Origin of the sequence: Marinococcus halophilus, assembly GCF_002265875.1 — a bacterium.
Taxonomy (GTDB): domain Bacteria; phylum Bacillota; class Bacilli; order Bacillales; family Marinococcaceae; genus Marinococcus; species Marinococcus halophilus.
Map to the genome: position 1 here is coordinate 161343 of NZ_NPFA01000006.1, position 21747 is coordinate 183089.

Annotated in this window: 17 protein-coding genes; 11 read left to right on the forward strand and 6 right to left on the reverse strand. The window is 46.6% G+C overall.

What is annotated here, in order from left to right:
* The first annotated feature begins 2 nt into the window (after positions 1-2).
* Complete coding sequence (locus CHL76_RS08130) at positions 3-1499, forward strand: MFS transporter (RefSeq protein ID WP_307725196.1); 1497 nt, start codon at positions 3-5, stop codon at positions 1497-1499.
* Positions 1500-1686: 187 nt separating this feature from the next.
* On the opposite strand, the gene nasC is transcribed toward CHL76_RS08130, so the two are convergent.
* Both nasC and nirB read right to left on the reverse strand, forming a co-directional pair.
* On the reverse strand, positions 1687-3840 hold the full coding sequence (nasC, locus tag CHL76_RS08135) for an assimilatory nitrate reductase catalytic subunit NasC (protein ID WP_094908274.1): 2154 nt from the start codon (positions 3838-3840) through the stop codon (positions 1687-1689).
* The gene (gene nirB / locus CHL76_RS08140) at positions 3833-6196 is read right to left on the reverse strand and encodes a nitrite reductase large subunit NirB (RefSeq protein ID WP_094908275.1); all 2364 of its coding nucleotides are present in this window, start codon (positions 6194-6196) and stop codon (positions 3833-3835) included. The genes nasC and nirB overlap by 8 nt, the downstream gene beginning before the upstream one ends.
* Positions 6197-6434: 238 nt before the next feature.
* Between nirB and CHL76_RS08145 the strand changes: the two genes are divergently transcribed.
* The 8 genes from CHL76_RS08145 (at position 6435) to CHL76_RS08180 (ending at position 13882) form a co-directional block, all read left to right on the forward strand.
* Positions 6435-7310 carry a Cof-type HAD-IIB family hydrolase gene (locus CHL76_RS08145; protein WP_079475222.1) on the forward strand — a complete coding sequence of 292 codons (876 nt, stop codon included), beginning with the start codon at positions 6435-6437 and terminating at the stop codon, positions 7308-7310.
* 298 nt (positions 7311-7608) lie between these two features.
* Positions 7609-8547, forward strand: coding sequence for a heme o synthase (gene cyoE / locus CHL76_RS08150; RefSeq protein ID WP_094908276.1), 939 nt, complete (start codon positions 7609-7611; stop codon positions 8545-8547).
* A gap of 160 nt (positions 8548-8707) precedes the next feature.
* Complete coding sequence (locus CHL76_RS08155) at positions 8708-9556, forward strand: DegV family protein (protein WP_094908277.1); 849 nt, start codon at positions 8708-8710, stop codon at positions 9554-9556.
* A 77-nt stretch (positions 9557-9633) separates the two neighbouring features.
* Positions 9634-10467 carry an STAS domain-containing protein gene (locus tag CHL76_RS08160; protein ID WP_079475219.1) on the forward strand — a complete coding sequence of 278 codons (834 nt, stop codon included), beginning with the start codon at positions 9634-9636 and terminating at the stop codon, positions 10465-10467.
* A gap of 238 nt (positions 10468-10705) precedes the next feature.
* On the forward strand, positions 10706-11755 hold the full coding sequence (gene desA / locus CHL76_RS08165) for a Delta(5) desaturase DesA (RefSeq protein WP_094908278.1): 1050 nt from the start codon (positions 10706-10708) through the stop codon (positions 11753-11755).
* A gap of 83 nt (positions 11756-11838) precedes the next feature.
* A complete protein-coding gene (locus CHL76_RS08170) occupies positions 11839-12960 on the forward strand; it encodes a sensor histidine kinase (protein ID WP_094908279.1) in 1122 nt (373 codons plus the stop codon).
* Between the two features lie 14 nt (positions 12961-12974).
* On the forward strand, positions 12975-13568 hold the full coding sequence (locus CHL76_RS08175) for a response regulator transcription factor (protein WP_079475216.1): 594 nt from the start codon (positions 12975-12977) through the stop codon (positions 13566-13568).
* 101 nt (positions 13569-13669) lie between these two features.
* On the forward strand, positions 13670-13882 hold the full coding sequence (locus CHL76_RS08180; protein WP_079475215.1) for a DUF896 domain-containing protein: 213 nt from the start codon (positions 13670-13672) through the stop codon (positions 13880-13882).
* A 54-nt stretch (positions 13883-13936) separates the two neighbouring features.
* Here the strand turns inward: CHL76_RS08180 and CHL76_RS08185 are convergent, their stop codons facing one another.
* Both CHL76_RS08185 and CHL76_RS08190 read right to left on the reverse strand, forming a co-directional pair.
* Positions 13937-15139, reverse strand: coding sequence for a Bcr/CflA family efflux MFS transporter (locus CHL76_RS08185; protein WP_079475214.1), 1203 nt, complete (start codon positions 15137-15139; stop codon positions 13937-13939).
* A 169-nt stretch (positions 15140-15308) separates the two neighbouring features.
* The gene (locus tag CHL76_RS08190; protein ID WP_143745407.1) at positions 15309-15722 is read right to left on the reverse strand and encodes a DUF1516 family protein; all 414 of its coding nucleotides are present in this window, start codon (positions 15720-15722) and stop codon (positions 15309-15311) included.
* Positions 15723-15859: 137 nt separating this feature from the next.
* Here CHL76_RS08190 and CHL76_RS08195 point away from each other — a divergent pair, with 137 nt between their 5' ends.
* Positions 15860-18040 carry a malate synthase G gene (locus tag CHL76_RS08195; protein WP_094908280.1) on the forward strand — a complete coding sequence of 727 codons (2181 nt, stop codon included), beginning with the start codon at positions 15860-15862 and terminating at the stop codon, positions 18038-18040.
* A 142-nt stretch (positions 18041-18182) separates the two neighbouring features.
* Here CHL76_RS08195 and CHL76_RS16825 read toward each other — a convergent pair whose 3' ends face one another.
* Complete coding sequence (locus CHL76_RS16825; protein ID WP_233133275.1) at positions 18183-18317, reverse strand: YhfH family protein; 135 nt, start codon at positions 18315-18317, stop codon at positions 18183-18185.
* 29 nt (positions 18318-18346) lie between these two features.
* Complete coding sequence (gene aceA, locus CHL76_RS08200; RefSeq protein WP_094908281.1) at positions 18347-19630, reverse strand: isocitrate lyase; 1284 nt, start codon at positions 19628-19630, stop codon at positions 18347-18349.
* A gap of 450 nt (positions 19631-20080) precedes the next feature.
* Here aceA and CHL76_RS08205 point away from each other — a divergent pair, with 450 nt between their 5' ends.
* Entirely contained in the window at positions 20081-21655 is a 1575-nt protein-coding gene (locus CHL76_RS08205; RefSeq protein ID WP_094908282.1) for a BCCT family transporter, read from the forward strand.
* Positions 21656-21747: the final 92 nt, after the last annotated feature.

Below are 21747 nucleotides of genomic sequence, written 5' to 3' on the forward strand. Positions count from 1 at the left end.
AGATTCTCCATTTCTGTTGGTTTGCGTTCTTTATCTCATTTTTTGCCTGGTATAACATGGCTCCACTTGCCACTACCATGATGGCTGACCTTGGATGGCTTACGACAGAACATATTGCCGCTCTCGGAATTATGAACGTCGCTTTGACTATTCCGGCCCGGATTATTATCGGGTCTCTCCTTGACCGCTTTGGCCCGCGGGTCGTCTTTTCCACCCTACTGATTATTATGGCTGTACCTACTTTTATTTTCGCCTTCGGAAGCACCTGGGCGCAGCTTGCCATCAGCCGGCTTGTGCTCGGGAGTATTGGCGCAAGCTTCGTAGTCGGTATCCGCATGATCGCAGAATGGTTCCCGCCCAAGCACGTAGGCTTTGCTGAGGGGATTTACGGCGGCTGGGGCAATTTTGGTTCGGCAGCGGGGGCTATCGTTCTTCCGTGGCTCGCCATCACCCTTATCGGCGGCGATGACAGCTGGAGATACGCCGTCGCTTTCACCGGGGTTGTCTGCTTTATTTATGGTATTGTGTTCTACTTAAACGTTCGCGATACGCCGGAGGGCCATACGCTTATCAAACCGAAGCGTTCCGGCGCCATGGAAGTGAGCTCCTGGAGAGATATGGCTCAATTGATGTTTTGGACTCTACCTATCGGTGGCGCCGTGGCTCTCAGTGCCTGGAGGGTGTTCGACATGGGCTTTATCTCTACTTCTGTTGTGTACGGCATTTTTATAGCTGTAGGATTCGTATTGATTTACCAGATGTATATGATTGTGAAAATAAACGTTCCTATTATTAAGCAAGGTGTAGCAAAGGACGACCAGTATAATTTCAAAAACGTCGGAGCTCTGAATAGTACGTATTTTGCCAACTTCGGCGCAGAACTTGCGATTGTGTCTATGCTGCCGATGTTTTTTCAGCTCACCTTTTCCCTTACTCCGGCCACAGCCGGGCTTATTGCGGCATCATTTGCTTTTGTGAACCTGCTCGCGCGTCCACTTGGCGGGGTACTCTCTGACCGCCTCGGAAGCCGCCGGAAGGTGATGCTCGTTTATATGTCCGGCATCGTGATCGGCATGTGCGGTATGGGCATGATTAACTCCGGCTGGCCGGTACTACTGGCTGTGCTCATGACAGTACTCACTTCATTATTTGTGCAGGGAGGCGAAGGCGCCACCTTCGCAATGGTTCCAATGGTAAAAAAACGGGTCACCGGGCAGGTGGCCGGCATGACCGGAGCATACGGAAGCATCGGCGCAAGTGTATATTTAACATTATATACGTTTGTCACCCCAAGCCAATTTTTCTTCATTTTGGCCGGAGGAGCTTTTGTAAGTTTTATCATATGCTATTTCACCCTCGAGGAACCGGAGAATTCCTTCGCTGACGACTATTATCTCTCCAAGGAGGACCAACTGCTTAAAGAAAAAGCAAAAGAAGCCGCGTTCCGTTCAAGGAAAGCCGTTTCCTACGTTAGCCAGGCTTCTGAGAAAGACCGCTGAGCCGCGGCCCTGGACCTGTTTTGACAGGCTCCTCGGGCTGCAGAGGCCATCGCCTGCCATGTCAGCCATAAACCCCGGCCAGCCCCCGTGCCTTTTACAACCAGGTCAGGGGCTGGTTTTTTTATTTTTTAAACGACCCTTCACCGCAAAAAAACACTGCCAATGCCGGCAGCGTTCATTATATCTGTTATATTTCTTGTTTTTTAGCTTCTGCCGGCTTCATGGAGACAGCTGCCAGCTTGAACCCAGGCATCTGGCAGACTGGGTCCAGGGTGCCAGCAATCAGCCGGTTTACGTTCTGTTTGCCAGCCCAGTGAAAAGGCACGAAAATGGTGTCCTTCCGGATATTTTCTGACCACTGGTTTCTAACCACAATAGATCCTTGCAGAGATTCCAAAGTAACAAGATCGTTTTCTTTAATGCCATACTTGTCTGCTGTTTCAGGATGAATTTCGACAAATGATTCAAAATAACGGGCATTTAACCTCGCGCTTTTTCCTGTCTGCACCCCTGTCAAATAATGAGACATAACCCTGCCGGTCGTTAAATACAGCGGTCTCGCTTCCGACAGCCGTTCTTTGATAATTTCTTCCCCGTGTTCTGGGGTAAAGCAGTGGGCTCTACCGTTACTGTGTACAAACGACTCGTCAAACAGGCGCTGCCTTCCTTTCTCTTCCAGGGAAGGGCATGGCCAGAAGACACCATTTTCCTGTTTAATCCGTTCATACGTGATTCCGTAATAATCAGCCGGCCCTCCCTTCGAAGCAAGACGCAGCTCTTCGAAAATTTCTTCTGCTGAGCGGTAGCTGAACCACTCTCCTTTGCCAAGACGTGAAGCTATCAGCGATAAAATCTCCCAGTCATGCTTTGCCTGGCCGGGTGCCGGGCGGCCTCCCTGTCTCCAGGTGACCCGTCCCTCCATATTTGTGAGTGTTCCTTCGTCTTCAATATAAGCAGTCGATGGGAGGACCAGATCAGCATATTCGGCTGTTTCGGATATGAATAAATCCACGACCACTAAAAAATCAAGTGCCTCAAGTCCCTCCTTCACAATAGAGGCATTCGGATTGGAAGCAATTGGATTCGAACCTACTAAAAACATTCCTTTAATTTCCCCGTTCTTTGTTTTCTGCATCATTTCGTAGGCGGACACACCTTTGCCGGGCATATCCTTCTCATTCACATTCCAAACCGCAGCCACGTGCTCCCTGGCTTTTGGGTCTTCAATTGAGCGGTACCCCGGAAGCTGGTCAGATTTTTGACCGTGTTCCCGGCCTCCCTGGCCGTTTGCCTGGCCGGTAATCGCTCCGTATCCTGCACCCGGCTTGCCAATATGGCCGCAGACTAGCGCTAAATTAATAAAATGACGCACAGCCTGGTGCCCGTCAATCTGCTGCTCCACTCCCCGCGCAGTAAATATCATGCCTGTCCCCGCTTCGGCGAAGATTGTAGCCGCCTGCTCAATATCACCCCGGGGCACGTCTGCCCGTTTCGCCAGTTCCTCTACGCTGTACTGGCGCACGTAAGCTTCAAGCTCTTCCGCGCCTTCCGTACGGTTCTGCAAAAATTCTTTATTCTGCAGATTTTTATCAAAAATCACTTTTAAAAGCGCGGTCGTCAAAGACCAGTCTTCGCCGGGCTTTAGCTGCAAATGCAGGTCTGCCATTTTAGCCGTTTCTGTCACTCTTGGATCAATCACAATAATAAAGGACCCGTTCTGCTTCGCCTGTTCAAAATAAGGCATAATAGTCGGCTGGCATTCGGCAATATTAGTACCGGCGAGTATGAGGCATTTTGCGTTTGGAATCTCTTCTATGCCGTTGGTAAAACCGCGGTCAACGCCGAACGTCTTTGTCGCCGCTGAAGCAGCAGAAGACATACAGAACCGCCCGTTGTAATCGATGTATTTTGTCTGCAGCCCCACCCGGGCAAACTTACCGAGCAGATAGGCTTCTTCATTTGTAAGCGAACCGCCGCCGTATACCGATAAAGCATTTTTGCCGGAGGTCTCCTGAATTTCCTTCGTCCGCTGTTCAATAATATCCAGCGCTTCGTCCCATTCAATGGGCTTAAAACGCCCACCCACTTTTTTCATCGGGTTGGTGATCCGGTCTTCATGAATCACGTGCTGATAAGCCGAGTGGCCTTTGACACATAACCGGCCATGCGTGGTGGGATTATCCACGCCAACGGTTTTATATTTAACGCCTCTTGTAGTAATCTGCTCCACTACTTCCTTTTTACACTGCATGCTGCAGAAAGGGCACTGAGCCTGGTGCCGGTTTTCTTCGAGCACCGCCGGCTCTATCGTTTGTCCGTAATTGGATCCGAAATCATTCATGAATTGTACTCCCTTCTGGAACCGAAAAATGATACGGCAGCGGTTTTTTCAAACAAGCACTTAACTGGTGGAGCAGCTGCTCTCTTGTCTCCGGATCGAATATTCCTTCCCGTATATGGATGATGGTCATACGTCCGCACCATCCGGCAAATGATTCCTTAAAAAACGCGGTTTCCCGGTAATATTGAAGAAGCGCCCAAATGTACTCTTTTATCTCCATAAAAGTGGGAGTTGAAAACAGCAGCACGGGCTTTTCCTCAAAGTAAATATGGAACTCCCACTTATCTTCCATCCTTAGCAGTCCTGCATCAACGTGATTGCCTTCAAGAATGGAAAAGCCCTCCAGCATGACAAAACGAAGTGTGTCAGGAAAAGGAACGGCTTCTACCGGTTCCTCGAGCTCCAGAGCGTACGGGACCATCCCAGGGTGGTGACGCTCCCGGATCTGGTCTTTAAACACACTCTGCACTGCCGTCATTTGAAAACCTGGAAAGTTGAGAAGAGGGATATCCAGGCTGTCACATACTTCCACCACGTCTTTGTCTTCCACATAGGGGAGCTGTATGCGTCCGCCCGCCGTAATGTGAAAATTGCTCAATTGGTGTTTTTCAATAACGGTATTTAGATTTTTGATTAGAGCTGGGGAAATAATTCCTGCTTTCATGATTGGCTGCAGGGTGTAGGTGCCATCTGCTTCCAAAGAAATGTACGGTGAATAGGTGAATGGCATCGTTTCATTGCTGGAGAGCTCTCCTTGCTTCATCTGAATCATATAGAGATAATACGCGATGGCAGGCCGGCACATTCCGCATCCTTCCGGCGTTTTCCAATTCAATGCCTTCATCGCTTCTTCCGGCGTCGATGGTTTTACTTCCATCAGCCGGCTAATCAACGCAGGGTGGTCAAGCCCCGTGCAGTCGCACAGCGCTTCTGCTTTGTTTTCTGCCTCCACCTTCCCTTCACAGGCAAGCTTCAGCAGTCCCTCTGCCATACTGCTGCAGCCCCCGCAGGAGGTAGAAGCCCCCGTACAGGTTTTAACTTCCTGCAGCGTGGTCAGTTCTTTTTCCTGTACGGCCTGAATAATCGTGTTTTTATTTACATTATTACAGGCACATACCGTGTCAGAGCCCGGCATTTCCAGCAGAAAGCCGAACGGCTCACTGCTTGCTGACAGCAGTTGTTTTTTCTCTGAGGCGTTGATCGGTTTATCCGTCATCACCAAACTCTTTAGCAGATCGCTGTTGGACGTATTACCGTAAAGTACAGCTCCCTGCACCGTTTTATGACGAAAAACAATTTTTTTATAAAGCTCGTTTTCTTCATCGTGAAGTACCCATGACTTTGTAGCTTCATCTTCGCTCAAAGACCCTACAGAAAACAATTCCACTCCAGATATTTTCAGCTTTGCCGAAGTACTTGAACCTTTGTAGTAGGCTTTATGCTCGCCGCTCAAACGCCTGGCCAGCACATCTGCCTGTTCGTTCACCGGCTGCACCAGGCCATAGGTCCGTCCGTCATGTTCGATACATTCGCCTATCGCATATATGTGCTTTTCACTCGTTTCCATTCGGTCGTTCACGATTACCCCGTGGTTCGTCTTAATACTTGACGCTTCTGCAAGCTTCAGCTGCGGACGGATGCCAATAGCAAACACCACCATATCTGCCTCCATGTGTGTCCCGTCGCCAAAACTAATCCCCGCTACCTTACGGAGCCCCAAAATGGAAGTAACGGCCTTCCCCAGCAAAAATTTCACCCCGCGCCGCTCCAGCTTTCCCTGCAGCATAGCAGCAGACTGCCGGTCAAGCTGCCGGTCCATAATATTGTCCGCCCGCTGTATTACCGTTACTTCTGCCTCGAAGCGGCTCAATCCATTCGCCGCTTCCAGTCCCAGCAGACCACCGCCAATGACCAGTATCCGGCGCTTATGCTCCGCCGCGTCTACAAGTCTCCGGCAGTCCTCCAGCGTGCGAAAAGGAAATACCCCCTCTTTTTCTACACCTTCCACCGGCGGAATCAGCGGTGATGAGCCTGTAGCAAAAACTAAGTAGTCATAGGAATGCTCCCCCCCACCTGCTGTAATAATTTTCTTTTCTTCCTTTAATACTTCCTCTACCGTTTCTCCCGGATGAAAGGAAACATTATTCTGGTGGAACCATTTATTTGTATAGGTGGTTAAGCCCTCTTCTGTTATTTCTCCGTTTAAATAGGATGAAAGCTGGATCCGATTATATGGGAGCGTTTTTTCTTTACTGAAAATAGAAATATGCACCCGGGCAGACCGTTCACGCAGCTGTTCCATCAAACGGATAGCTGCAGGTCCTCCTCCAATAATGACTACATGCTGTTTTTTCATATCAGACACCGCCCTCCCGCAGAGCGAAATATGTTTTCCGAACTCTTCACAAACTACTCTCAGTTTGTCGAAAAATTACGAATTCTTCAATTACCTTGTAAGATAAGCTGTCGATGTTTTTCCTTCTTCCGCGCTTCTGCTGCAGTTAAAAAAGTTGATGACTTGGAAAAAGTGTTCGATAATAGAAAGTAACAATTAAAGAGGCTAAACAGATCGAGAGCATATCGGAGGAAAAGAAATGAAACTAATTGCAACGGATATGGACGGAACCTTACTGGATCAAAACGGAGAAATCAGCAAAGACAACGCCGAAGCACTGCAGGCAGCTTCGGCACAAGGCATTGATATCGTCATCGCTACCGGGCGGACATATGAAGCCGCAAACAGGCCGTTGAAATCGGCAGGACTCTCTTACCCAATTATCAGCATGAACGGTGCGGTTACTTACAAAAACCGACAAGAAGTACAACGCTCTGCCCCAATCACAGAAAGCTCCTGTGAACGAATTTTAACTGTACACCATGCTGCCGGTTCCTACATTGAATTATTTACCAGCCAGGGCATTTTTGCCCCGTCAAGAGAAGCATATATGAATGTCGTCGTAGGGATGCTGCAGACAGCCCACCCAGAGCTGACGACAGCTGCAGCAGAACAATATGCTGCACGCAGGCTCGAGGATGAAAACTTTCAGTTCGCAGATGATTTCTTTTCAATTCTCGACTCCAAGGACCTCGAAGTGTATAAAATGCTCGCCTTCTCTTCGGAAGCTTCCGTACTCGAGCAGATGAAATATGAACTTCGGGACGATAATGAGCTGGCCCTTACTTCTTCAGGGATAGGAAATCTCGAATTAAACCACGTACGTGCTCAAAAGGGCTTCGCTCTTCAGGAGTTTGCGCTCGAGCTGGGAGTTTCCCTTGAGGATGTTATGGCCCTGGGGGACAATTTTAACGATTTAAATATGCTCCAGATGGCAGGCCGGAGCGTTGCCATGGGTAATGCTGTCTCGGAAGTCAAAGAGGTCTCACGCTTTTCTACAAAAACAAATACCGAACACGGCGTCGCTCACGCTGTGCATGAAATGCTCCATGAATTAAAAACAAAACACAGCTGATCCCCAGCCGCCCATCATTTGGGCGGCTTTTATGACGGCAGGGCAGAGTATGAACAATTTTCTTTTTTTACATTTGCCTCCGCTGCTGAGCAGCCGGTAGGTAACACTTGCCAATATGCAGTTAATGTGAGAATATAATTTTGTTTGCTAAAAGTACGAAGTACGTATCACAGGGATGAATTTGTCATGAATCGTTCACAAACAATTGACAAGATAGCGAACTTTTTCGCCAATATCTCTAATTTTAACGATATATGTGGTACATTAGTATCGGATGAACACGGTTGGGGGGAATAAAATGAAATCGGAAAATATCGAACGAACTGTTCAACAAGGAACCCTCGCTGCCCCGAAACAGGCACTTCGTAAAGTACTGGCGGAAACGATTAAAACAGGGATTATTAAATCCAATTTAATCGTTATGTTTGCAGGGATTACCCTTGCTTTATATATTCACAATATCGCTTTTTTCGATAAAATTGGAGCGATAGTCCTTGCCACACTTGGCTCGGGTCTCGTTATCGGTGCTGCCGGCACGTTTAACAACTTGTACGACCGCGACATTGATAAAATTATGGACCGGACGAAAAACCGCCCTACGGCAACTGGCCGGATGCAGCTGAAAAATGCACTTATACTGGGAAGTGTTATGACACTTACGGGGTTAGGATTTTTATATGCAGCTTCACCGCTCGCAGCTTTTTTTGGTTTTATTGGATTATTCTTTTATGTTGTCCCTTATACGATGTGGAGCAAGCGACGCACGATTTATAATACAGAGATCGGAAGTATTTCCGGAGCAGTGCCGCCTCTTATCGGCTGGGCTGCTATATCCAATGATTTTTTCCATCCGGCAGCTCTCGGGCTTTTCGTTATTATGGTTTTATGGCAAATGCCGCACTTCTATGCTATCGCTATACGCAGGCATGATGAATATAAAGCAGCAAGCATTCCAATGCTTCCGGTAGTTAAAGGGAACCGCAGAACCTATATACAGACAAACGTCTACCTTGTATTGTTAACCCTCTCGAGTTTTCTTTTTCTCCCCGTCAGCAGCTTTATCGTCGGTGTTTCCTTCGTATTAAGCGCAGCCTGGCTTGCAGCAAGCTTTATATGCTACCGGCGGATGGACAGCAAAAAATGGGCCACTACAATGTTCATCTTTTCGCTGAATCATATGACGGTTTTATTCACCGTCGTAATTGGCTTTTCTCTATTCGCCCTGCTTTTTAACTAAAACATGTCCCGGCACCTGTATGGGCCCGGACATGTTTTTCTTTGCCGTTATTTTTACACGGGCACTGGGATTCATTCGAATTCCTGCCCATAATTCTGTATAATGCTTCAAAGAATAGTGAGAACGCTATCAAATCAATATGGATAAAAAGAGGTGAAGAATGACACAACGCATAGCCCTTATCACAGACAGCACCAGCTCTATCGATGCAGAAACAGCCGCGAGGTACAATATACATATCGTTTCTTTATCCGTAGTTTTTGATAATGAAAGCTACAAGGAAAATATTGAAATTACAACGGATGAATTTTACAGGCGCCTTCCACATGAAGAAGTTTTCCCAACGACCAGCCAGCCGTCTGTCGGCAGCTTTGCCGAGCTGTTTGAACAGTTAAAGGGTTCTTACGATGCAGGAATTGCTGTACATATTAGCAGCCATTTGAGCGGCACTCTTCAGACAGCGGAACTTGCAGCTGAGATGGCCGGCTTCCCGCTTTTCACGGTAGATTCAAAAATGGGGGCTGGGAGCATTCGCCCCCTGCTGGTGAGGGGAGCCCAATTGGCAGACGAAGGCAGCACCCCAGGGGAAATACAGGAACAGTTAAAAGAGATGGCGAGCCATGCCAGGGGTTACTTACTGCTTGGAAGTCTCGAACAGGCCCATAAAGGAGGCAGGATCTCCCGGGGGAAACTGATTCTTGGTACTCTTTTAAAAATCCATCCTCTTCTCACCTTCGATGGAGGACAGATTATCCCCTTTGAAAAAATTCGCACCCGAAAACGAGCGGAGAGCAGGCTTCTACAGATTGCTGAGGATGCCATAACCTCCTTCCGTGTCGAAAATATGAGCATTATTTATACTACAACGAAAGAAAAAGCCGAAGTATGGAAAGAAAAGATTCAGGAACTGTCCCCCGGCCTCTCGATTCACCTCTGCCCTCTCAGCCCGGTGATCGGTGTTCATGGCGGAGCCGAAACGATGGGAATTATGTGGTATGAATACGGATAGATAACTTGTGACTTTCCCCTCAAAGCTCTATAATTAGACTGTTCGGCACCATACTTTTATTTTGGAGGACAACGCCCGTGCAATTTAACCAGGAAAAAGCTGACGACTCCTTATACGATTACTTGATCGAACATATAGATACCATGCGTGACTCATCATCCGGGAGTTCTTCTGACAATATTTCCGGGGAATATACAAACCAAAAGCTCGAAGAAATGAAAAAAGTTTTTGCCCAGGAACTTATTCATGTGTTCCGGGAGGAAGAAACCCAGTTTTATGAACACTTTGAAGAAAAAATAGGTGCTATTGTTGAAGAAAATAAAGAAATGTGGCAGCCGATGCTGACTATTCAGGAAGAATTCACCTATTACCGTAACGCTATTTTAGAGCAGATCCGCCTGTTTGTGCATCAATATGAGGAATCAATTCCAATCGATCATGTGCTCAACTGGCAGCGCAAAGCCCTGCAGGCTTTCGACTATGCCGGACGGGCGTTCATGAAAGAAGCCATTTATCATATGAACGAACAGATGCAGCTGAAAGAAGCGATGATCTTAGAACTTTCCTCTCCGATCATCTTAATTCAAAAGAAAACCGGACTTCTTCCGCTTATCGGCCACATTGACGAACAACGGGGGCAGGTTATTGTAGAGCATACGTTAAAGCAATGTACAGAAAGCGAATTAACGCGCCTGTATATTGACCTTTCGGGCGTTCGCGATATTACTACCTTCGTCGCGCAGCGCATCATGCAGCTCGCCACTGCTTTAAAGCTGGTCGGTGTAAAAACTACGCTGTGCGGTATGCGGCCGGAAATGGCCCAAACCGCTGTCCAGCTTGGTATCAGCTTTAAAGATATTGATATTGTTTCTGAACTGACTCACGCCCTTCGTTCAAACTACGCTTTATAAAAATGCAAAGCCTCTGAACCACTGTATGTTCAGAGGCTTTGGTCTGCCCAGGATGCATTCGCCGTGAGACTTTACTTTGCCCGCTCATTTTTGAACATATTTTATTTCCTTCCACATATTTCAACTCGCATATGACACTTGTCATTTTTTCCTCCTGACGTCTATGACTTACAGACAAAGCCTAATTTTTATATCCTATTAATAAATACATAACCCATACAGCAGGGAGCAATCAATCATGAGCAGACAAGAACAAATGCAATTAAAAAAGAGCGCTGCGCCGTATGCACGTTCTGACCATAAAGCCAGTATTATACAGTTATGCAACTCTATCCTTCCTTTATTGGCCCTTTGGGTGCTTGCGTACGCAGCGTATTCCATATCTCCACTGATAACTGTTGCTCTTGCAATCATCGCCGGAGGCTTTATCGTCCGTACCTTTATCATCTTTCATGATTGTACGCATGGTTCATTTTTCAAAAGCAGTAAAGCGAATGACCGTGTCGGCACGTTAACCGGCATCATTACCCACTTCACCTATGCTAAATGGAAAAGAAGCCACATGATCCATCACTCCACGAGCGGCAATCTCGACAAACGGGGCACCGGAGACGTTTGGGTAATGACCGTTGATGAATACCAAAATGCCAGCAGGTGGCTCCGACTCAGCTATCGTTTATACCGCAACCCGTTCGTGCTTTTCTTTTTAGGCCCATTTTACTTATTTCTTATTGAAAATCGCTTCAATCGTAAAAATGCAAAACGAAAAGAACGGCTGAACACGTATTTTACGAACATTTCCCTTGTCGTGATTTACACTTTGCTGATCTGGCTTGTTGGCTGGGCTGCTTTTTTCGCTATTCAAATCCCAATGCTGTTCACCGCAGGATTTCTCGGCATTTGGCTTTTTTATGTTCAGCACCAGTTCGAAGATTCCTACTTTGAAAACGAAGACAAATGGGACTTTGTAAAGGCTGCAGTAGATGGAAGCTCTTACTACCAGCTGCCGAAAGTCCTGCAGTGGATCACCGGCAACATTGGCTATCATCACGTCCATCACCTCAGCCCGAGAGTGCCAAACTATAATTTAGCAAAAACCCACGAAAATATTGAACCGTTGCAGCAGGCGACCACCATCACTTTATGGACAAGCCTGACCTCCATTCGCTTCCGCCTGTATGATGAAACAAACAAAACATTTGTGAGCTTCAAAGAAGCAAATATTCGCAGCAAAAGACAAGCAAAGGATGCGTTAGCTTCCCCTGTGCCGTCGGATAAAAAATCTTAAACACAAACCCTTCTCTATAACGGAGAGGGGTTTGCTATACTTTTATAAAGAAATGCTACGTCTCATGAAAAAGGAGCCCGTTTATGCATCACTGGTTCGACATATTTCCAAAAAGCACGGGCCTCAGCTTATACGCATGGATCATTTTCTGTTTGCTGCCGTTTTATTTTATTATCCGCTCTGCCGCCTACTTTGAAATCATACTCGGCGTATGTATGATTCTGCTATTCTTTACCACCTATCGGTTATCCTTCATTAAAAAAGGCTGGACGGTTTATTTATCTGTGAGCATTGAAATGATCATCAGCATCGGCATGACCCTTTATTTTGGTTATGTTTATTTTTCCCTGTTTTTAGCCTTCTTTATTGGAAACATCCAGCATAAAGCCGGCTTTATTACCCTGTACATTCTACACCTTATTACTACTCTGGCCGCGGTTATTACCGGCTTTTACGTTCAAAATGAGTTGTTTATGATGCAGCTTCCTTTTATTGCTATCAGCGTTATCGGAGTTATTCTTCTTCCTTTTAACATATACAACCGAAACAAACGCGAAAAGCTTGAAACTGAGCTCCAGGAAGCGAACCAACGTATCTCCCAGCTTGTCGTTCTTGAAGAACGTCAGCGTATTGCCAGGGACCTTCACGACACTCTTGGACAAAAGCTTTCGTTGATTGGTTTAAAAAGTGAACTCGCCGGAAAATTAATCGATACGAAACCTGAACGAACCCAGGCAGAATTAATAGACATTCATCAGACCGCCCGCACCGCATTAAAAGAAGTTCGGGAGCTTGTATCAAATATGAAAGGCGCGAAGTTGAGCGACGAGCTTTTGCGTGTGGAGGAAATTCTCCAGGCCGCAGGCATTAATCTTCATGTAAAGGGCAGCGCCGCCTTTAACGAAGCGCCGCCTCTCATTGAAAACGTGCTCAGCATGTGTTTAAAGGAAGCCGTGACCAATGTGGTAAAACACAGTGAAGCAGTAAACTGTTATATTACGATCGAGCAATCAACAACCAGCCTTTCCCTTACAGTCGAAGACGACGGCAAGGGCATCTCTTCAGACCAGAAATCCTGGTCCGAAAGCGGGCTCCAGGGCATTAAAGAGCGCCTCAGTTTCATCAACGGCCAGTTGAGCTGCTATTCTTCCAGAGGAACAAAGCTTGCTATTCAAGTACCCCTGGTGGTGCAGCAAATTAAATAAAGGAGCCGTCAGCCATGATAAGAATTGTAATTGTGGAGGACCAGCAGATGCTTTTAGGAGCGCTTGGTTCTTTACTGGATTTAGAGGAAGATATGGAAGTCGTCGGCAAAGCGGAAAATGGACAGGAGGCTTTGGCCCTCATTGAAGAGGAACAGCCCGATATATGCATTATGGATATTGAAATGCCTGTAAAAAGCGGACTGGAGGCAGCTGAAGAACTAAAGGACAGTAGCTGCAAGATTATTATTCTCACCACCTTCGCCCGCAGCGGCTATTTCGAACGGGCCCGAAAAGCAGGGATCAGCGGCTACCTTCTGAAGGATAGCCCAAGCGAAGAACTGGCTCAATCCATCCGTATTATTATGAGCGGCAGAAAGGTTTATTCCCCTGACTTAGTGGACCTGGTCTACGATACAGCCGCCACGCTTACTAAACGTGAAGAAGAAGTACTTACGCTAATCGCCGAAGGAAAAAGCACTACAGCCATAGCCCGGCAGCTATCTCTTACCAACGGTACTGTGAGAAACTATATTTCTGTTATATTTGATAAGCTTGAAGTAAGCAATCGTGTGGAAGCCGTCACCAAATTTCAGGAATTGAAGCATTAAGAATCCCGCCTGTTGCCCCTGGGTTGCATATGCAGCAGGCTTCTGCTATACTATTTTTATACCATATACATGTATGGGTATAAAACGAAAGGGGAATTCACATGATCGCAACGCTTCCTCGCATTAACGAACTGGCTCGAAAAAAAGTAAACCAGGGACTTACTGCACGTGAACAGCAGGAGCAAAAACTGCTTCGTGAAGAGTACCTTCAAATGATCCGCGGATCGATGGAAGCAACTCTTCTCACCACTACCGTCCAGGATCCCGAAGGTAACGATGTAACACCGGAAAAATTAAAAAATGTTCAATCCTGAAATGCCATGATATAAAAAGCCGGTACGCTTCCAACACAGCGTACCGGTTTTGTTTTATCCTTTTTGCGGACGTTCACTGAGCGTACTGAAAGCCGTCAGTCCAAATACGGTCGTAATAAACATAATAGCTCCCATTGGCACAGCTGTTGTTTCATCAATACCCGCTAGCGGCGAAACAATGGAACCGATTAAAAGCGGCAGCATGCCGAGGAGGGCACTTGCACTTCCTGCCCGGTGACCCTGCTTGGCGATCGCCAGCGTAAATGAACTTGTCAGCACCATCCCCATCGCTGTCATATAAATGAATATAGGTATAACCAGAAGGGCAAGCGGGCCTTCAATGATTGTCATTGCCAGCAGAAAAGAACTCGCACTGACAGCTGTGATCACCGCTGTGCGAAGCAGTTTGCGTTCAGCAATAATACCAGCCAGACGGCCGATTAAAAAACTTCCGGTAATAATCGCCAGGCCGTTAATGCCGAAAAGCACACTGAACACCTGGGCAGAGACACCGTAAATCTCCTGATACACAAACGGTGTGCCGGAAACGTAGGCGAAGCTGCCCCCATGTACGAAGCCAAGCGTTAATGCGTAGCCGATAAAAGATCGATCCTTCCACAAATCGCCAATGGTGCGGATCGTGTATTTAAGTGAGCTCGGCGTTCTTTTTTCTTCCGGAAGGGTCTCTTCAAGCCGAAAACCAATTGTAATTACGATGGCAAGCCCGACGACCGCGAGGAAAAGGAAAATCGTCGACCACTCTGAAAATGGGAGGAGTAAAATAGCGCCCCCAATCATCGGGGCTGCCATAGGGGCGATAGCGTTAATGACCATCAATAATGAAAAGAACTGAGTCAGTTCCTTTCCACTGAAAATATCTCTTACCACTGCCCTTGAAACAACAATCCCGGCAGAAGCGGTTAGGCCCTGCAGCAGTCTCGCAGCAATCAATATGTATATATTTGGGGCAATCGCACAGACAAACGAAGCGGCCGCAAATAGCGTGATAGAAACTAAAAGCGGCTTTCTTCTTCCCTTTGCATCACTAATTGGCCCAACAATTACCTGACCGACGGCAAGACCTACAAGACAGGCGGTCAAACTAAGCTGCACCATTGAAGCGCGGGCATTCAAATCTGCCGCTATTCCCGGGAAGCTTGGCAGATACATGTCAATATTAAGCGGTCCTAGTATCGCAAGCATACTAAGCATCAACGCCAGGCCGATCCGCTCTTTTCCTTTGGGGTTTTGAATCATAATAGAAGGAACACCTTTCTGCTTGAAGTAGAAAATATCCATTCAAATGCTATTTCAAAATTTTTGCATATGTTAGTTATTTTATCCTGTTTTCTGCCCGATGTATACTCGTTTCGCTTCAGGCTTCTATCTCCATTTCGCATCTCTACAGGTGTTTCTAATTTTATTCCTAAACAGATATTCCTAAAGGAAAAACCAGCCCTAGCATAAGTGTAAACACGATCATAAAATACGTAAGAAAAGCGAACTTCGGGCGACGCTCATGACCGATTATATGATTGAGATGAATTTCCATAAAAATAAGAGTCAGCAGGCCAGTGGCAGCCTTTAAAAATATAGCAGGAAAATCCGGAGTCAGGCCTATTAATAACCCACCGGAAATCAATCCCGGCAAGTAAGCGCCCCGCAGGGCGTAATGTATTCCAGAAGCAGGTTTTTTTCTTCCCTTCTTATAAAAAATATTTGCAGAAACGAACAATATCAGCAGGATGACCACCATTGAAAGATGTGCCGTCACAAGGAATTGTACTATTTGCGGAGTCATTGTATTTCCCTTTCTATTCTTTAGTTCTAACGCTTCCACTATACTAAAGAAAATTTCCTTTGACGAACCTTCACAATTTTATATAACAGTATTGATATTTATATAACTGTTATAATACAATAAGGTTATACCGTGGGAGCATTTTTTCTGCTCTCTTACTCTAAAGGAGGAATAGCATGGTTACGTATCGATCTGCAAGCAGGCTTTTTGTTCACCCTTCTTTATACCAATTTATCAATGAAGAAGCACTACCCGGCTCTGGTCTGGAGGAAAAACAATTTTGGGAAGACTTCAGCCAGCTTATTCACGATTTAACTCCGGAAAACGAGGCTCTTCTTCACACGAGAGATAACCTGCAGAATCAGATTCACGAATGGCATCAGGCTCACCCCCGCTGGGAGCCGGAACAGTACCGGACTTTTCTTGAAAGCATTGGCTATCTTGAGCCTGAACCGGAGGATTTTCAAATTGCGACTGAGAATATAGACAAAGAGATTTCCGTGCAGGCCGGCCCGCAGCTTGTGGTTCCTATCAGCAATGAACGATTCGCCATTAATGCTGCTAACGCCCGCTGGGGAAGCCTTTATGACGCTTTGTATGGAAGCGACATCATTAATGAAGAAAACGGAGCTCAGCAGCAGAAAGCCTACAATCCTGTACGCGGAGAAAAGGTCGTTGCTTACGCTAAACAATTTTTGGACGAATATTTCCCTCTGCGCCACCGCTCTCATAAGGAAGCTTCCAGTTACTCCATCGAAGGCGGACATCTTGAAGTCTCTTTTCAAGATGGCAGTAAAGACAAGCTTCAGCACCCTGAGCAGTTCGCAGGTTACCAGGGCGCAAGCGCTCAGCCGGTAGCTGTCCTTCTCAAGCATCACCGTTTGCACATCGAGATCCAAATTGACTATGGGCACCCCATCGGCAAAACTGATCCGGCAGGAGTAAAAGATGTTGTCGCCGAATCAGCGCTTACGACCATTATGGACTGTGAAGATTCTGTAGCCGCTGTGGACGCAGAAGATAAGACAATGGTGTACCGCAATTGGCTGGGCCTCATCAAGGGAGATATTAATGCCTGGTTTCAAAAGGGCGATAAAACGATGACACGTGTCATGAACCCCGACCGCAGCTTTACTTCTCCTAAAGGGGAAGAATTTGTCCTCTCAGGCCGTTCTCTAATGCTAAACCGAAATGTCGGCCATTTGATGAGCACCGATGCTGTATTAAATGAAAATGAAAAGGAAATTCCAGAGGGCATCATGGACGGCGTCATTACGAGCCTTATTGCCAAACACGACCTGCTTGGCAACGGGAAATACAAAAACTCCCGCCGCGGCTCTATCTATATTGTAAAACCAAAAATGCACGGTTCTAAAGAAGCCGCCTTTGCAAACAAACTGTTTGACCGGATTGAAGACATGCTGGACTTAGAACGTCACACCTTAAAAATAGGCGTCATGGATGAGGAACGAAGAACCACAGTTAACCTAAAAGCCTGCATCAAGGAAGTAAAAGACCGGGTCATGTTCATCAATACGGGCTTTCTGGACCGGACCGGAGATGAAATTCACACCTCTATGGAAGCAGGCCCGATGATCCGCAAAGGGGAAATGAAAGCCTCTGCCTGGCTCGGAAGCTACGAGAAATCAAACGTCCAGACCGGCCTTACTGCCGGCTTCGAACAGCGTGCCCAGATCGGTAAAGGCATGTGGGCGATGCCCGAACAGCTGGCCGCTATGATGGATCAGAAGGACGGACAGTTAAAAGCCGGAGCTTCCACCGCCTGGGTCCCGTCACCGACTGCTGCTGCCCTCCATGCTCTTCATTACCACAAGGTAAACGTGCTGGAGGTTCAAAAAGATTTAAAACAGGTGTCTGAGTCACACCTTGCTTCTATTTTAACTATACCTGTGGCTGCTAAAGAAGACTGGTCCCCGGCTGAAATCCAGGAAGAACTCGATAACAATGCCCAGGGCATCCTTGGATACGTCGTACGCTGGGTCGAGCTTGGTATCGGCTGCTCAAAAGTGCCGGACATCAATAATGTAGCTCTTATGGAAGACCGGGCCACCCTCCGTATCTCAAGCCAGCATATCGCTAACTGGATTCACCACCATGTATGCTCCAAACAGCAGGTCATGGATACCTTCAAGCGCATGGGAACTGTCGTGGATGAACAAAACGCCCACGATCCTGAATACCGTCCGATGAGCCCAGACTTTGAACAATCGACTGCCTTTCAAGCCGCCTGCGATTTAGTTTTTCAGGGGTACCATCAGCCTAATGGCTACACCGAGCCCATCCTGCACCAACGCCGCAGGGAAGCTAAAAGCCGCTTAAAGGCAGAAATCAAATAGTATTGCCCCCTGCCCGGGGGCTTGCCATAACACGGCAAGCCTCCGGATATTTTATGGCTGGACTGAGAGCTTTCTTATAGAAACATAGACAGTAAAAAAGCCGGCATTCTGCTGTTTCGCAGGATGCCGGCTTTAATAATTTTTATTCTTCCGTTTTGCTTAAGCAATGATCACATTGAATCATCGGCGTTTCCTGGTGCTCTGTGATTTCGCCTCCGCAGTCGCTGCAAATCATTGTCGGCATTTCGCTTTGATACTCCATCATTGTCTCCCTCACCGGAAAAACCTCCTTATAATTTTATATACTTAGCGGCTGAACTGACTCGATTCGGTAGAGCCTTTCATTGCTGTCGTTGATGATTTTCCACTTGAGATAGTAGTAGCTACCTGGTCGAAATATCCTGTACCAACCTCCCGCTGATGGCGGGTTGCTGTGTAGCCATGGTCTTCGTTGGCAAACTCTTTTTGCTGAAGCTCGGAATAAGCTCCCATGCCCCGTTCCTTGTAGCCTCCAGCTAGTTCAAACATACTGTTATTAAGAGCGTGGAAGCCGGCCAGAGTAACAAACTGGAACTTGTAGCCCATCTCGCCCAATTGCTCCTGGAAGGTTTCAATTTCTTCATCGCTCAGCTTGGCTTTCCAGTTAAAGGAAGGTAAGCAATTGTAGGCAAGCATTTTTCCTGGAAATTTTTCATGGATCGCATCTGCAAACTTCTGTGCTTCCTCCAGATTGGGTTCAGAGGTTTCACACCAAACCAGATCGGCATACGGAGCATAAGCAAGTCCTCTGGCAATTGCCTGATCCAGACCATTATTTGTGCGGTAGAAGCCTTCCTCGGTCCGTTCATTGCTTCGGATAAATGAGTGGTCATAGGCGTCAATATCACTTGTAAGCAAGTCTGCCGCATTCGCGTCCGTTCTGGCGACAATTATCGTCGGTACGCCCATTACGTCTGCTGCAAGTCTTGCTGAAATAAGATTTTGTATAGCCGTGCTTGTTGGAATCAACACTTTTCCGCCCAGATGGCCGCATTTCTTTTCAGACGCGAGCTGGTCTTCAAAGTGTACACCGGCTGCTCCCGCTTCGATCATCGATTTGGTTAATTCGAACACATTCAGACGGCCGCCAAATCCTGCTTCCCCGTCAGCTACAATTGGAGCAAAGAAGTTCGTTTCATCGTTTCCTTCAAGGTGCTCTATCTGATCCGCCCGCTGCAGCGCCTGGTTGATACGCTGCACTACGTGGGGAACACTGTTGGCGGGATATAAGCTCTGATCCGGATACATATGGCCGGAGAGGTTAGCGTCAGCGGCCACCTGCCAGCCGCTTAAATAAATCGCTTTCAATCCTGCTTTCACCTGCTGCACGGCTTGATTTCCGGTAAGTGCCCCGAGTGCCCGGACGAACGGGTCCTCCTGCATTAAATTCCAAAGACGATTCGCTCCCATCTCAGCGAGTGTATATTCTACTTTGATCGAGCCGCGAAGCTTCAGCACATCCTCCGCCGAATACGGGCGTATAATTCCTTTCCACCGTTCCTCGTTCTCCCAGGCTTCTTCCATCTGCTTTACATCTTCCTGACGAATCATGTGTCTCTCTCCTTTTTCTTCAGATTAACAAATTGGAAATTCAGCTGCCTTTTCTGTTATAGTACAATTTGTTTGTTTGAGACTATATTATAACAGTAATCAGAATGAGTCAACTGTTTTATAATAATTTTTTGAATTTTTATTATCCTCTATCTTTTAGAGGTTCAACGCCATTCGTTATACTATTTTTTCCTTTAATCGAATTATCTTTCATCATGTTCTTCTGTATTAATACAGAAGAAACCATTTCTTTTAACAAATATTATGTATTTTCAAAGCCTTATCACAGACCGAAGCTTTTGGGGGCACGGGCTTTTTTCATTGACGAAGGCTTCCGGTTCTACTATGATTTACTTTTTGTGTCTGGCTGCCAGAAACGCGTTTAATTATACCGCCTTTTCTACATCCGCATAAATTATTACTTCATTTTAAAAGAAAGTAGGAATATTCGTGTCTTCACCATCCCCTAATCATTGGAAGAATAATGATTGGCCGGTCACGCTTCTAAGCGGTGGACTGTTGATTTTATTTGTTGTCTTTTCTCTTATTAATGCTGAAGCTGTAGGCCAGTTTGTCACTACCACCTTTAACTGGGCCGTTACCTTTTTCGGAGCTTTTTGGCAGATTCTTTTACTTGCCACCTTTTTTATCGGACTCTACATTGGCTTTTCAAAATACGGACGCGTGCGCCTTGGTAATCTAGCAGAACCGGAATTCAGCTATTTTAAATGGCTCTCCATCATCATGTGTACCCTGCTCGCCGGCGGTGGTGTTTTCTGGGCCGCAGCGGAGCCTATTTATCATTTCATGGATCTTCCGCCGGTATTTTCCGGGCTTGAGAGCAGTTCCTCTGAAGCAGTACAGCCTGCGCTCGCTCAAAGCTTTCTACACTGGGGCTTTCTCGCCTGGGCTATTCTTGGAACACTGAGTACTATAGTGTTAATGCATGCTCATTATGATAAAGGAATGCCTCTTCGTCCGCGGACGCTTCTTTATCCAGTGTTTGGCGAAAAAATCGCCGTTCATAGCCCGCTTGGCACTATTGTGGACGTTTGTTCTATTGTGTCGGTGGCTGCCGGTACTATTGGTCCTATTGGATTTTTAGGCACTCAGGCGGGCTATGGCTTTGAGACCCTCATGGGAATCCCTAATAATTACCCGACCCAGTTTATAATTATTGCCGGTCTTGTAGCTATTGCTTCTATATCCGCAGTCACCGGTATTCATAAAGGGATTCAGCTTTTAAGCCGGTTTAATGTATGGTTTACGATTGTTTTGATTTTATTTATTTTGCTTATCGGCCCGGGCGGTTTTATCCTGGACGCCTTTATCTCTTCATTCGGAGTTTATACGCAGGAATTTGCCCAAATGAGCAGCTTTCGTGGAAATAATGAATGGCTCGGTTTATGGACCGTTTTTTTCTGGGGATGGTTTTTAGGCTATGGCCCGATGATGGCTATTTTTATCACGAGAATCTCCCGGGGCAGAACAATCCGGCAGCTGATCCTGGCCGTATCTATCATTGCCCCGCTCGTAACAAACTTCTGGTTCACTATTGTTGGCGGCTCCGGTATATTTTATGAATTAAACAATCCGGGCTCTGTTTCTAACGCCCTGTTCGAAGCAGGCATGCCTGCTTCGATGATGGCAATCGTCCAACAGCTGCCGCTTGGCACTGTTATCGCTTTTTGCTTTTTATTGGTTACCATTCTTTTTGTGGTTACTACAACAGATTCCATGTCTTACACAATTTCAATTGTAGTCAGTGACAGCGAAGAACCTCATCCTGCCATTCGTGTTTTCTGGGTGGTTATTATGGGGGCTGTGGCTGCCTGCCTATTGTTCATCGGTGAAGGCAGCGTGGACGCTCTCCAGTCATTTATTGTTGTTACCGCTGTGCCTGTTTCCCTAATTCTGTTGCCAACACTTTGGCTTGCGCCGAAGGCAGCCAAAGCGATGGCACGAAATCAAGGTATTACAGCCTCTTCTTCGATTGAACATGAAACAAAAAAAGAAGCACAGTAAATAATACCTCAGAGAAAAGGCACCAGCCTTTTCTCTGTTTTTTTATTTTTTTTAACAATTTCTTTTGGTATCCGATAAAATGGATAGTAATA